Source organism: Saccharicrinis sp. 156 (assembly GCF_050589685.1).
In the GTDB taxonomy this organism is placed as follows: domain Bacteria; phylum Bacteroidota; class Bacteroidia; order Bacteroidales; family Marinilabiliaceae; genus Saccharicrinis.
Genome location: NZ_JBNGOS010000029.1, coordinates 63,849 through 77,670, shown reverse-complemented (window position 1 = coordinate 77,670; position 13,822 = coordinate 63,849). Strand labels below are relative to the sequence as shown.

Annotated in this window: 16 protein-coding genes; all 16 read right to left on the bottom strand. The window is 33.8% G+C overall.

The window, feature by feature from the left end:
- Positions 1-74: 74 nt before the first annotated feature.
- The 16 genes from ACRD64_RS17520 to ACRD64_RS17445 all read right to left on the bottom strand — a co-directional run bounded on the left by ACRD64_RS17520 (position 75) and on the right by ACRD64_RS17445 (position 13,599).
- On the bottom strand, positions 75-1,025 hold the full coding sequence (locus tag ACRD64_RS17520) for a glycosyltransferase family 10 domain-containing protein (RefSeq protein ID WP_430934757.1): 951 nt from the start codon (positions 1,023-1,025) through the stop codon (positions 75-77).
- On the bottom strand, positions 1,025-1,990 hold the full coding sequence (locus ACRD64_RS17515; RefSeq protein WP_430934756.1) for a glycosyltransferase family 2 protein: 966 nt from the start codon (positions 1,988-1,990) through the stop codon (positions 1,025-1,027). Before ACRD64_RS17515 ends, ACRD64_RS17520 begins: the two co-directional genes overlap by 1 nt.
- The gene (locus ACRD64_RS17510) at positions 1,968-2,945 is read right to left on the bottom strand and encodes a glycosyltransferase family 2 protein (RefSeq protein ID WP_430934755.1); all 978 of its coding nucleotides are present in this window, start codon (positions 2,943-2,945) and stop codon (positions 1,968-1,970) included. The genes ACRD64_RS17515 and ACRD64_RS17510 overlap by 23 nt, the downstream gene beginning before the upstream one ends.
- Positions 2,932-3,945, bottom strand: a complete 1,014-nt coding sequence (locus ACRD64_RS17505) for a glycosyltransferase family A protein (RefSeq protein WP_430934754.1) — start codon at positions 3,943-3,945, stop codon at positions 2,932-2,934. Before ACRD64_RS17505 ends, ACRD64_RS17510 begins: the two co-directional genes overlap by 14 nt.
- The gene (locus ACRD64_RS17500) at positions 3,945-5,027 is read right to left on the bottom strand and encodes an acyltransferase family protein (RefSeq protein ID WP_430934753.1); all 1,083 of its coding nucleotides are present in this window, start codon (positions 5,025-5,027) and stop codon (positions 3,945-3,947) included. The genes ACRD64_RS17505 and ACRD64_RS17500 overlap by 1 nt, the downstream gene beginning before the upstream one ends.
- A gap of 14 nt (positions 5,028-5,041) precedes the next feature.
- The gene (locus tag ACRD64_RS17495) at positions 5,042-6,166 is read right to left on the bottom strand and encodes an acyltransferase family protein (protein WP_430934752.1); all 1,125 of its coding nucleotides are present in this window, start codon (positions 6,164-6,166) and stop codon (positions 5,042-5,044) included.
- Positions 6,151-7,044 (bottom strand): alpha-1,2-fucosyltransferase, encoded by an 894-nt coding sequence (locus ACRD64_RS17490; protein ID WP_430934751.1) that lies wholly within the window; start codon positions 7,042-7,044, stop codon positions 6,151-6,153. The genes ACRD64_RS17495 and ACRD64_RS17490 overlap by 16 nt, the downstream gene beginning before the upstream one ends.
- 5 nt (positions 7,045-7,049) lie before the next feature.
- Positions 7,050-7,718: a CatB-related O-acetyltransferase gene (locus ACRD64_RS17485; RefSeq protein ID WP_430934750.1), complete on the bottom strand. Its 669-nt coding sequence runs from the start codon at positions 7,716-7,718 to the stop codon at positions 7,050-7,052.
- A gap of 11 nt (positions 7,719-7,729) precedes the next feature.
- Positions 7,730-8,569: a sulfotransferase domain-containing protein gene (locus ACRD64_RS17480; protein ID WP_430934749.1), complete on the bottom strand. Its 840-nt coding sequence runs from the start codon at positions 8,567-8,569 to the stop codon at positions 7,730-7,732.
- A 4-nt stretch (positions 8,570-8,573) separates the two neighbouring features.
- On the bottom strand, positions 8,574-9,830 hold the full coding sequence (locus ACRD64_RS17475) for a polysaccharide ABC transporter ATP-binding protein (protein ID WP_430934748.1): 1,257 nt from the start codon (positions 9,828-9,830) through the stop codon (positions 8,574-8,576).
- An 85-nt stretch (positions 9,831-9,915) separates the two neighbouring features.
- The gene (locus ACRD64_RS17470) at positions 9,916-10,197 is read right to left on the bottom strand and encodes a GxxExxY protein (RefSeq protein ID WP_430934747.1); all 282 of its coding nucleotides are present in this window, start codon (positions 10,195-10,197) and stop codon (positions 9,916-9,918) included.
- Positions 10,198-10,209: 12 nt separating this feature from the next.
- Positions 10,210-10,467, bottom strand: a complete 258-nt coding sequence (locus ACRD64_RS17465) for a GIY-YIG nuclease family protein (RefSeq protein WP_430934746.1) — start codon at positions 10,465-10,467, stop codon at positions 10,210-10,212.
- 11 nt (positions 10,468-10,478) lie between these two features.
- Entirely contained in the window at positions 10,479-10,577 is a 99-nt protein-coding gene (locus ACRD64_RS17460) for a GxxExxY protein (protein WP_430934745.1), read from the bottom strand.
- Positions 10,578-10,630: 53 nt separating this feature from the next.
- Positions 10,631-10,879: a hypothetical protein gene (locus ACRD64_RS17455; RefSeq protein ID WP_430934744.1), complete on the bottom strand. Its 249-nt coding sequence runs from the start codon at positions 10,877-10,879 to the stop codon at positions 10,631-10,633.
- A gap of 173 nt (positions 10,880-11,052) precedes the next feature.
- On the bottom strand, positions 11,053-12,444 hold the full coding sequence (locus tag ACRD64_RS17450; protein ID WP_430934743.1) for an RNA-binding domain-containing protein: 1,392 nt from the start codon (positions 12,442-12,444) through the stop codon (positions 11,053-11,055).
- A gap of 309 nt (positions 12,445-12,753) precedes the next feature.
- Positions 12,754-13,599: an ABC transporter permease gene (locus tag ACRD64_RS17445; RefSeq protein WP_430934742.1), complete on the bottom strand. Its 846-nt coding sequence runs from the start codon at positions 13,597-13,599 to the stop codon at positions 12,754-12,756.
- Positions 13,600-13,822: the final 223 nt, after the last annotated feature.

Below are 13,822 nucleotides of genomic sequence, written 5' to 3'. Positions count from 1 at the left end.
TCTTCCAACTAAACTAATATCAAATATCGGTTTAGTATGAGATATCACAACGGAAAGTGCAAGTAATAGGCGAATTAATCCCATAATTTATCTAGTCTGTGAAAAAGTTTTATTTTGATGTTCTTTGAATTTTTAATTAATTGATTAATTGCACCATATAGAATTATATTCAACTCCTTTAGGGTGTTAGTATCTTTTCCTTTATTTAGTACTTTAATAAGTAAGGATTGAATAAATTCATTAGTATAATGTTTGGGTATTGAATTGTTATAAAAAAGAGGTGCGTTTAATTTTTTTAAATATGCTTCCTTATCATTGTCTAAGTATTTTACGTATTCAACTACTTCGTTTAAATTATTAAAGTCATGTACATTTATAAAAGCATCAGGGTTAAAATCTTTGTGGACTGTTGCATCACCCCAATATATGGGTATTGAGTTTGCCTTGATTGGTTGTACTAGCTTTTCAGTGCAATAACCTGGATGGGAGCTATTCTCAAATGCGATGGTGAATTTGTAATTTTTTATAAATTCAAATCTATCGACTACAGGTATTCCTCCAATATTATTTTTATACCTACCTCCAGAATCAACTTTTTTGTATGTATTAAGTAGTTCAAAAAAATGATTGCGTTCCTTTCCTTTAGGGTTTGAAACTAAGGTGTTACAGAATTTACGTTCATTAAAGAAAGATTCACCACAAGTACTACTTATTATTAGATCGTTAAGGTTACCGTATAATATCCATAAAGGAAGGCGATAGTGTTTCTTATTTTGAATCCTATCAAATGAAAGAGAAAAATCGTTAAGTTTTAAATTTGGTCTGATATTTTCTGCTATGAATTCAATTCGAAGCGCATTAGGATATTTTCTATTTTCATAACCATAGCATGAATAAATTAATAATTCAGGAGCCAGATTGTCAAATATTAATTCAAACTCATTTTTCAATAGTTCAGTAAAATAATTAGCTTTAATATTAAAACCGGTCCAAAAATCACAAAAGTGGATATGTATTTTTCTCATTATTTAGTTGAATTACTTTGACCCATTGGAATATTGATAGATAACTTCTTCTCCAACAGATGGGTTTCTTCATTATTTATGGAATTTTGCAGGGTAGAAACAGCTTTGTTAACATACCATAATATACTCCAATTATGAAATATCCACTTTAAAGGCAAACCCCAATTAAAGTTTCGATATATAATCAGCAAATAATCTTTAAGATGATAGGGCTTGGGTCGCAGAAAACCAAAGGTTTTATAAATAAAAAGCCATGCGATTAATGTACGCCTATAAGTAAAATCGGGATTATGGGCATGGAAATGTTCCACTTGCACGTTGTTATCATAAACCAATTTATGACCTGCCATTAAAGCTTCTCTGGCCCAAATCATATCCTCGCCAAACATTACCGGTTGAAAGGGTAATTCAACTATGCATGACTTCCGATACATGGCGGTTACATCATCCCATCCACAAGCATTCCGTTGATCTTGCGGTGATAAGTTTAAAAATTCATGTTTTGATGTGTATTGAACGGATTTTATAGTCGGCTTGCTTTGTGGACGAAACCATAAGTGAGGGTTATATTCCTTTTTATGGGGTACAATTTGTTGTCCGCAAACCCCAGCCACTTCTTTATCCTTAAAGTGACGTATCATATTCTCCAGCCAAAACTCATCGGCCGGTGTAGCATCTTGTACGGTCATAACCACAAATTCTCCTTTGGCTAGAGAAACTCCAAAGTTTCGCGTTGCCCCATGATTAAACGCTTTAGGTGGAATTTCAACCAGACGAACAGGATAGTTTTTTACGAGTTCTAATGTTCCATCAGCACTCCCACTATCTATTACAATTATTTCGCACTGTTTGAAAAGTGTCTGCTTTTGAATACCATCTAGACACGATTCAATGGTAGAAATCCCATTTTTAACAGGGATCACAATGGATATAAGAGGGGTATTATTGTCTGTGCTTTCCGACATGAATAGTGGCTTGAATCTGTTTTAATTTTTGGGTAAGCAATGTATTTAAAAACCTGATCTTATATAAACGTGACATATATAAAAAAAGATACGTGTAAAAAAGGAGTAATTCACCAGGTCTATACTTTTGTTGGGACGTCTTAATAAAGTCAAGAGCAAATTTAATATTCAAACTTTTAACAGCACTGGTAATAATGTTAATGGCCATTGATTTAGCTAAATGCTTTTGATCACCAAGTTGCTCAATACTCCATAAATATAAGTGCTTTCTACTTAGTATTTTTTCGGGTGAATTTAAATTACTCTGACTGATACTTACGTTTTGATGGATTCTGTAGTAACAATCGATAGGTAAATGATAGAAGGTTTTAATATTTAGTTTGTTAAATATTGCTTTTAAATGAATATCCACATCCTGCCAGCAAGCCAGAGATTCGTCAAATCCTCCTGTTTTTAAGAATGCTTCCTTTCTCCAAATAGCACCAGTAGTTTGCCAAACTGAATCCAGTGATAGAAAACGTTCTAAATATTTATCTTCTGTTTCTATATTCCAAATATGAGTATTGTCTCCTATTTTGTTATTAAAGTATTGCATGGGAAATACTGCTAGGTCAATACCCTTGTTTTGCTCAATAATGTCTACTCTTTGTTGTAGGCAATGAGGTGCAAGTAAATCATCTGAATCAAGAAAAATCAAATATTCACCTTGTGCATGTTCAACTCCAATATTACGGCAGGTTGAAGCTCCTTTGGGATGGCGATCTCTACTTATCCATTTTATGCGCATATCCATTTTAATCATATGTTGCACAATTTTAAAGGAGTTATCAGTACTACCATCGTCAACTATTATACATTCCCAAGGTTGAAATGACTGTGTTAAAACAGAATTTAAACATTCCTTTAAAAATGAAAACCTATTATAGTTGGGAATAATTATACTAACCTCTACCACCAATTGTTCTTTTTATGGCAACGCCTTTGTTAATTATTTTCTCGCCCAATAAAGGAAACAATATTCCTTTCCAGGTTTGTTTTAGTTTCCAACCATCTTTTAAGGATAATCGAATACATTGCATGGCATTGTGCCAATCGTGGGCGTTGAGCATTACCTTATAATGAAAATCCAACAAATCGTTGCGATATATTTTTCCTTTCTTTCCTGTTGTTATTATATCCATTTCTTTTGAAACAGTTGGGGGAGGAACCGTTTCTCTCCTAGTAATTGGATCGCTACCTGTTTTTAAACGTTCATCGGCATAATCCAGGCATAATTGCCGGTAATAAGGAACACTGGTTTTGTGCATTTGCGTAGCAGATCCTGTACTTAAACGTAGATAATAAGGACATTGATTGAGTACAGCAAACTTGTATTTTTCAATAATCCTTAACCATAGGTCGTTATCTTCCGAAGTTAAAAACTCTGTTCTATATCCATTAAATTCTTTAAATAGTTTTGTAGGACCTAATACTGTTCCATGTACAATGGGAGAGTAGGGGTTAAAATGTTCTTTTTTGACCAGTATAAAATCTTTGTTCTTAAATAACAGTGTTTTAGGTTGTCTGTATTTATAAGCTACTTTGCTCCTATTGCTCATAAAAGCACATTGCGTACTCACGAAACTAATTTCAGGATGTGCATCAAGAAACTTCATTTGCTTTTCCAACATATCCGGTTCAGAAATATCATCAGCATCGTGCCTTCGGATATATGGGGTTTCAATCAATGACAACCCATTGTTTAAAGAGCGGGATACCCCCATATTTTCCTGTTGAACACATTTTATTCTGGCATCTTTGTAACTTTCAATAATAGCCTGTGTCCCATCTGTGGAACCATCATTGATGATCAAGAGTTCAAAATTCTGATAAGTCTGGTTTAATACCGAATCAATGGCTTCTTTAATATATAATTCTCCATTATATACAGGCATTAAGAAGGTAACAGTCGACATTATTTTTTTATTAATTTGGCTTTTAAGTAACTGGTGATATGAAAATCTACTTTTCTTGTGTATAAAACACTTAAGACAATACAAACAGAAGAAGCAAGAATCGGTAAAACAACAGTGTCGGCCAATGACCAGTCTTTAATATAGTACATCAATATAATGCCTATCTCCTGATGTATTAAATAGAGAAAATAAGAACTAAAACCAACAATTTGAAGGTATTTGAAATTAAGAGGTTTAAGTATTTTTGGATAATAAATAAACAGGAAAAATAAGGCTATAAAACATGCAATAACAAAATTGTGAATTGTAGAACTTGAAGTAAAAGAGAAAATAGCTAATGGAACTATAAGAATGGTATTTATATGTACTTTATTATTAAGGTATAGTTTGTAAAAAAGAACTCCCATTGTAAAATACGGCAGGTATTGACTTAGATTTAAAATTTTTTTAAACCAAAAGGTATAGATTACCGACGAAAAAGGAAAGTTATCCGTTGTAATAAACAAGTCTAAAACCTTTAAGTAAAAAACATTAATAATTATAGTTGTTAAGGTTATGATGTATAGTAGAGTTATGGGTTTCTTTGTTTTGAAAAATAATATACTCATAAGTAAATAGAATTGAATCTCAGGCCATAATGACCAATAAACCCCATCGGTATATTCAAATTTTATTGATTGTGAAAATACATTTAACAATTGAGGTGGAATAAATGTAGAACTCATTATAGTATTATGAAGTTTATGAGCTCTGGGGAATATTAATTCGTAATCAAAAAAAATGGCTACTGTAAATGTAAGTAAGATGGCAATTATTAAAGATGGATAAAGTCGTATAAACCTTTTGACCCAGAATTGTTTAAATGTTGATGTTTTTTCAAGCGTATAAAATATAACAAAGCCACTGATGATAAAGAAAAACATAACACCTAGTCCTCCCCAATCAAAATATTCATATTTGTCTTCGTATGGCAATAGAAAACTGTCAGTATTGGGGTGAGGACGTCCATAAAGGAAATGACTTAACATTACTATAATTACTGAAATTCCTCTAAAACTATCTAGGGTATTTATTCTTTGCATATTTTAAGGATTGGCTAAATTCTAAAATGTTTTTTTAGTTTATTAATAGGTTTCTCTATTATATACCAGGATATTGAAGATATAAATATAAGAAACATTACATTAAGGAATGACGCCCAATTACCTTCAAAAGGATTTATAGTTATTATAGATAAATTGCTTTTTATTACCTTATTAAATACAGCAAAAAAGATAGCCATTATATAAAAAAATGGACCATGATATAAATAAAGGCCGTAACTTATTTTACCCAGGTAAACAAATGGCTGAAACAATGTTAATTTATCCCAGAATTTCATTTTTTGTGGAGCGATTAATAAGTCGATAATTATAAGTGAAATACCTGAGATGATACTAGTAAATAAAACTTCAAAAACTAAGTTGTCTTTTAAAAAATAAATTCCAATAAATGGAATGAAAAATAACCATTTTAAAGGGCTTTTTAATAGTTGCAAACTATTAGCATAATTACTGTCAAAAAGTTTCAGAGCCAAGAGTCCACCTATTGCAAAAGCGTCAATATTACAAGGCATAAGTACAATTCCACTTATGTGGTAATTTACATTTCCAAATGTTGCTTCGGCTATTAAAATGGATAACAATCGAAAGATGGGTCCCAGTACCACAAAAGTTGATAATAGTTTACCTATGTTTTTGGGATTAATAAGCAGAATTAAAGTTGGCCAAACTAAGTAAAATTGTTCTTCCACGGCCAATGACCATAAGGGTCCCAAGGTTCTAAGCCATTCTTGATCAATATAAGTTTTTATATTTGATGCGTAAAAAAAGAACCACCAAAAATTTTCCTTAACAATGGGATGATTAAAAAGAAATAAGAAGAATATCAACAAGTAATAAATGGGGAAAATACGTAAAGTTCGCCGCATATAAAACACATAAAGCGCCCTTTGTAAAGAAAGGTTTTTATTTTTAATCTTTTGCTTACTGTTCAGTAGAATACGGGTTATTAAAAAACCACTAAGTACAAAAAAGATAATTACACCAATAGATCCTAGCTCAAATTGATTGATTGGTGTTTTAAACCAGTGTTGTATAATTACCAGTGAAACAGCCAAAAATCGTAAGAAATCAAGCCTTGCAAAGTAACTTAATTGAGAGTTGTTCAAAGTCGAATCCATTTTTCAGGTAATATATCTTTATTCTCAAGCTTTTCCATTTTGTACCATTTATCCGGAGCAATTACTATTTTATCTTTGTTAGGGTTTAGCCATGCTCCCCACCAACTAAAGGTACTATTGGCAATAATATGATGTTTACAGTTACTCATTAAACGGAGATCTTCAAAAGCATTCTTACCATTATTGTGATCTATAAAAACTGCCTTATGTTTAAATATTAAGTTTTCTTTTGCCCATTGAGGATCATCAGAAAATACAAAATAGGTAGGATTGGTGATTTGTTCCTCTATAATGGTAGCAGCTTTTTGATAATATTCCGGACTTAAAACCTGATGTACATTATTGTAGTGCTTACTCGTTACATAATCACCACGTCGAATATGAACAGAGACAGAATTACAGTTTCCAATTTGGTTTAAGTATTCAATATTGCCCGAACTTGGAGGTATTTTAAATTGAAAGTCTTTTCGAATAATCTCTTCTATGTCTTTAAAATATTGGGCACTTTGCCAAAAACCTTCTAAATAACAGTTTTTACGAACTTTTAAAATATTCTTGTCAAAAGAGGTTTGCTTTTCTTTTACTATATTTTGTTTGTAATAGGGGAGCATCTTATTAAATAAGGTGTTCGCTTTTCTTTTAATGGTATTTGAATACCAACCTTTACTATTACTAATCTGTGCGGCACTTGCTATAGTTACATCAATATTAAACCAATTTAGTCCAAACTCTCTTATTGTTTTTTCTTCCGTCTGCTCATCTTCATAATGACATACATCTATTAATAGGGGAACTTTATATTGATAGCTTATCCTTCGGCCTATAGCATATTGAAACATTTGATTAGCAAGACCACCTCGTAGTTTTATTACAATCATTTATTTTAACTACTATATTTATTGATGAATAGATCAATTGAGTCAAAGTATTTTTCAACGTCAGAAAGTTTATCGGTATCGAAATCCCACCATTTAATTTTTAATAGTTTATCTATTTTGTCTTTTGTAAATCTATATCTTAGTAATTTGATTGGAGAACCAATAGCTATAGCGTACGGAGGAATGTCTTTACTAACGACAGCTCCTGCTCCAATGATAGCACCATCACCTATATTAATACCATCTAGTATTGTAACATTGGCTCCTATAAATACATCATTACCTATACTAATTGCTTTACTCTCTTCTATTTTATTGGATTTGGATAAAGTTGTACCATTTTGTTTAAATGTTGAGTAAAACATTGGATGAGTAGTTAATTTATCGGTTGGGTGAATACCCCATCCACATATTAAGTTAGGTCCAATGGAGCAAAATTTCCCAATCTGAGTTTTAGAAATATGAGAATTTTCAGAAATATATGTGTAATCACCAATTTTTGATTTGCGAATTCTATAAGGGGCATTAACTTTTGCTGTTTTGTTAATTTCAGATAAAAAAACACTATTTTTTATTTTATGCCAAGCAAGGTCCTCTTTGAGCAGAGTTAATTCAGGAATTAATCTACTTGCAACTGAATATCCCCAATGCTGTATGAGTTTTTTTATTTTCAAAATGCTATTAATTATAATACGTACTTAAAATATTTTAGTTCAGAGGCACTATCTGTATTAAAATAATCAATTTGTTCGGGGGACATTTCTTTTACATAATCTCCTGTTTTACCTTTTCTAAAAAACTCCTGTCCTTTATTACCAGTCCACATTTTATTACCCATGCCTCCTGTTTCTTTTACCCGGGCTCTCATTTTATCAATTCGATTACCCTCGATTACCTTTGTTAATAATTCATCAGAGCGTTTAATACTTACAAATTCACATATTTTTTTTAGTTCAATTAACGGCTGCTCTTGTAAATCTTCGTAGCGAATAGTTATTATCTCAGCATTATAAGGATTGTTCTGCCATTGTTGGACATGTTGGTGCCATTTTGAAGGAAATACATGTTTTCCTTCTTTAATCATTTTGTCCATACTAACATGGATACCTAATTTTTGATTAAAGTGGTAATAAGAAACCATAGCATCTCTACCATCTCTTACCAAGTAAATAACCTTTTTATAATGAGGTTGTGGCAAATGGTGAGTTTTGAAGAAGTTTATCGTCCCAAATCGTTTATAATATTTACGGGCATGCACATCAGGTACAATTTCTTGAGCCAACTTATCTGGCATATATTGTGTGTCGATACCATATAATAGTCCAGCCACTAATGATTGCATCCAGGTATTACCTGATTTGGGAAATCCTGCAATAAATACGTCTTGTGATTCTGTTTTGTCAATTGGTATTAAAAACTCTCTCTCAGTTATCTTTTCTAATCTATTTTTACTATGGAGAATGACTAAATCAGATATATATTTCTTTGGATTACCAACAAATTTTAATGTATTTTTTAAATTCATTGTACTAAACAATATTATACCAGGTTAATTGAGGTGCTACAACTCCCGGCCATTTTTCTACTATTTTTGATCCATGTTGACCAACTGTTTCAATGTTAAAACCTAAATATTCTTGAGGTATAGTTAGATAACCAATGCCTGGTTGACCTATGTGTAATTTAATAAAGTAATTAGTTGCATTTAGAAGGTTAGAAGGTATTTTAACTTCCACTTCATTACATTTATCTACTAATATATTTGTACTAGCAAATGCAGTTTCACCATTTGTAGTAATTAATTGCAATACTATTCTTGTATTGTGTGCTTTAATATTTAATTTATATTTAATATTAACTGTTATTTCTTCATTAGATAGGAAGTTACTTTTTAATTCATTTTTACTATCTAATAAGGATATTTCTTTAAAATAAGCTTTGGCTATTGGAACGTCTTTCCCAATATATTTTGCATCACCTGTTTTAGTTGAATTTGCTAAATATGTTTCGATAGTTTCAGTAATTGTTCCTTGGTATGTTTGTGTACCATTTGATAATAATATACCTGTTTTACACAGCTGTCTCATGCTACCCATATTATGACTAACAAACAACACCGTCCTTCCATCGTTGGTGCTCACATCCTGCATTTTCCCGATGGCTTTTTTCTGGAACTCGGCATCGCCTACGGCCAGTACTTCATCTACCACTAATATTTCAGGTTCCAGGTGGGCGGCAATGGCAAAGCCCAGGCGTACGGTCATCCCACTACTATAGCGTTTGGTAGGGGTATCGAGGTATTTGGCTACACCGGCAAACTCTACTATCTCATCCAGCTTGCGGTCAATTTCCCATTTGCGCATACCCATGATGGTGCCGTTCATATAAATATTCTCGCGGCCTGTCATCTCAGGGTGAAAGCCGGTGCCTACCTCTAATAAAGAAGCCAGCCGGCCTTTAACCTTTATGCTGCCGGTGGTAGGGGAGGTCACGCGGGAGAGGAGTTTTAACAGGGTGCTTTTGCCCGCCCCGTTTTTGCCGATGATACCCAGCACTTCACCTTGTTTCACCTCCAGGTTGATATCGCGCAGAGCGGCTACCAGTTCACCTTTCTCGGCTTTTTGTGTGCGGTCGTTTACATGGCCTACTTTGGCGTAGGGGTCGTCTTGTCCAAGGATATTCATACGCACAAAGCGGTTGAGATCGTGGGAGAGGGTACCTGTTCCTACTTCGCCGAGGCGATATATTTTACTTAAATTTTCAATCTTTATAACTGTCTTCGACATGCAATTTTTATTTTACTGCTGCGCAATAATTTTTATGAACCGCGAATTTAACGAATTAAGCGAATTGTAACTGCTTCGCAGTTTATTATTTTATTATTCTTTTATAATTAAGTGAAGCTTCCCCAAAGTTGATGAGAAGCCCGAGTCTATAACCTGTTGCTTTCAAATAGTTGAATACTTGTGCTTCGTGGATATTATCTAATTCTTTGACTGCTTTTAGTTCTACAATTATTTTGTTGTAGCATGTAAAATCGGCAAAATATTGTTTGTTAAGGATATTTCCGTCATATTCAATATTTAAAGGAGCTTCACGCTTAAAAGGGATATTTTGTTTTCCTAATTCAACATCAAGAGCCTCCTTATTCACCCTGTGTAATAGTTATTCATTATCTAAATACTTTTTTAATCTATTTTTAATATATCGTTTTCCATATGTTGTTTTCAGATACTTTTCTCTATGTGTGGCATCTTGTTGGTTGAGGCATGCTTCAAAATACACTAGTTTTAAAGGTCTTCTGTTTTTTGTAGAAAATACTTCTCCACTATTGTGAGCAATTAATCTTTTATCAAGGTCTGAAGTATATCCTGTATAAAACATCTTATCTTTTAGGCTATATAACACATAGGTATAATACATCTTTAAAATTATTACACAGGGTAAACAGCTTCTAGGGATCCACATCCTAAAGTTGAGTGTATCTTCATTGCTGCTCCAATTACTTTATATGCTTCTTCTTTGTAAATCATATATTTAAAATCTACGTAAGTAGATTAATTCGTTCCATTCGGATAATTCGCGGTTAACTATTGTAATCGTTTACATGGCCTACCTTGGCATAGGGGTCTTCTTGTCCCAGAATAGCCTGCCCCGTTATAGGGAAACTTATCTTTTCAGAAAGCTTGGTTGAACTTAAACGTGGGTTCATGCGTACCCAGCGGTTAAGGTTCCCGCTTCTGCGGGACAAGCTGATGGAGAGTGTACCCGTGCCTACCTCGCCGAGGCGGTAGATTTTACTAAGGTTTTCTATTTTGATTACTGTCTTGGTCACTTTGATTTGAGATATGTGATTTGCGAACTGTGATTTACGATTTAATTCTGATTTCTCAAATTGCTAATCTGCTATCGCTAATTATTTAGGTTTTCTATTTTTCTGTGCCCGCCGTAACTTTAAGCGAAGGAGGGATTACAGTCTTTGATATATATTTTAGCTATCGGCTCTTTTTAAAGAATAAAGTATCCGCCTGTTTTTTTACTACCCCGACGTTCAATAAGGTTTTTATTCGTTAGAAATCTAATATACTTATCTAAAGAATCAACAGGTATATCAAGAGCAACTACCATTTCTTTAACCTTGGCTCCTGGATTATTATTTATAAAATTAAGAACCTTTTGTTGTCTTTCATTTAATCCGCCACTTAATCCGCCACTTAATCCGCCACTTAATCCGCCATTTACAGTTTTAACTGGTTGGATATTTTTAGTATTATCATGCTTTGTGTACATTGTTACCTTGAACCCTCCTGAAAAATTTTGGAATTCAGGTAAAGGTAGATTTGCTGATGTAAAATAATTATTCACTCTGCGAATTCCTGACCCATATTTCTCAATTAAACCAAGGTCTTTGCAGAAATCCGCAATCACTTTGTTTCTGGGTATTGAGCTATAATTGTTTGATAATAAATCTTCAATGGTAATATCATCAGGTAATTTACCTGGATTATAAAATTCTATTTTATGCGGGTAAACCTTAACAATAGAATCGGCTGATGATTGGTAATCACGATGAATAATCATGTTCATAATAATTTCTCTCAAAGCTTCCAATGGATATTGCCATTTCTCCGTGTTTTGTGCGTCTCCCGTTATAATGATTTCTTTACGAATATGTTTTCGAACAAAGTTGATAACCTCATTTATTTGAGTTAGCAGGTCACTTTTTGATCTATCGGAATCTTTGATGGTAATATCGTCCTGAAAGAAACCGAGTTCCACTGTTGAAAGAATACAATTATTTTTTTTGAATAATAAATAACAGGCTATCGTTGGTTTTCCATCTTTAATCAGGTTTTGTTTGATTAGAAATGATAGAGGGTCTTCTGCAATGTTTCGACCCTTTGTTATTAATTGCTCAATAGCTTGCTGTACCTTGTCAAAAGAAATATCATCTATTGATATGTCAGGATTAGTCTGTGTATCCCAACTTGTATTGATTGATTTTAAATGCAAATTTGCTACTTCACCCGCAGATAGTAGGTGATTAGCATTTTTCACTCTCTTATAATATCGTCCTTGTATGGCAACTGGTTTGATGGGATATTCCTGAACGAACAAACGGATAATTTCTTTATTATCTATATTGTAAATTTCTGCATCAGGGATTATTTGAGGTGCTGTTTTATTTTTAACTTCATTGATCCATTGCTGCATTGTTTCAGACCTTACATCAATACCTTGTATTTTACCTTCATCTGATACACCAAGCAATATACTTCCTCCTTTAGTATTGGCAAAAGCCACCAATGATTCAATGGCTGCTCTATTAAAATTCATTTTGAATTCAATATGAACAGATTCTCCAGTGAGGATAATATTTTTAAGTTGGTCTGTGGTCATTGATGATTGTTGCGTCTATCTTTTTTGTCCGCGAATTACACTAATTTTTCAAATTGTTTTTACTGCATCGCATATTTTAAATTTGTGCAATTGGTGTAATTAGTGAATGATGTTTTTTGTTATTGTGATTTGCCACTTGTGTTTTTTTGTCCACGAATTGCGCTAATTTCTCTAATTGATTGAATTCGTTTAATTACCAATGATTGTATTATTTCATTGGTTATGATGAACTTACTCTGATCGTTTCGCGGTTCATATTTATGCGTTCAGTAAATGACGGCTAATGGTTTATTGTTGACTGCCGACTGCCTATACAGTATCGATAAAGTTTCTTTCGGTTTTGTGGAAGATGATGATGCCCAAGAATAATATTACACTTGCTACGCCTGCACTGTATGCCAGACTGCCCCAGCTAAAATGTCCTGCACCTAAAAAGGCATATTTAAAGCCTTCAAGGATAGGGGTGAAGGGGTTGAGCATCAGTATATCTTTCATCAGTCCGGGTTCTATGGTGCTTACCGGATAGATAACCGGAGAGGCATACATGAGTAGTTGAACGCCAAAAGTCAGCAAAAAGGTCAGGTCGCGGTATTTGGTGGTCCAGGAGGTAAAGATGATACCGGCTCCCAGCCCGAACATGGCCATTAATAGGATATATACGGGTAGTAGGGCGATGGTCCAGTTGGGTTGTACGGCTCCTTGCTGCGTAGTGAGGTAATAAATGTACACCGCCATGAAAAAGGTGAACTGGATGCCAAACTTGATCAGTCCGCTACTTACCTTGGCAAAGGGCATGATCAGTCTTGGGAAATACACCTTACCAAATATATTGGCGTTCTCGGTAAAGGTCTTGGCTGTGGTGTTGAAGCTCTCAGAGAAGTAGTTCCAGATGGTGATGCCAGCCAGGTAAAAGAGTATCTGTGGCGTGCCATCGGTACTTATTTTAGCAATACGTCCGAATACCACCATATAAATAAGCGTGGTCATGATGGGTTGCACCACGAACCAGATGGGGCCAAGGATGGTTTGCTTATAAACAGTAACGATATCGCGTTTAACAAACATGCGTAGCAAGTCGCGGTAGGCCCATATCTCTTTAAAGTTGATGTCGAACGCATGGCGCTTGGGACGTATGATTAAGTCGTATTTTTCCAATATTGTGTTTTTATTTGATTAATTTTTTATTAGGCGATTTGGTGATATGTTTAGTTGGCGATTTGTTGAGTTGTTAGGTTGATGAGCTGTTAAGTTGTCAGCTCCACAACTCCCCAGTTTCCCAACTCCGCATTTGTTGATTTGTCGATTTGTTTATTTGTTGATTTGTTAAGTTGATGAGCTGTTAAGTTGTCTTCTCCCCATCTCCGCAACTCCCCAACTC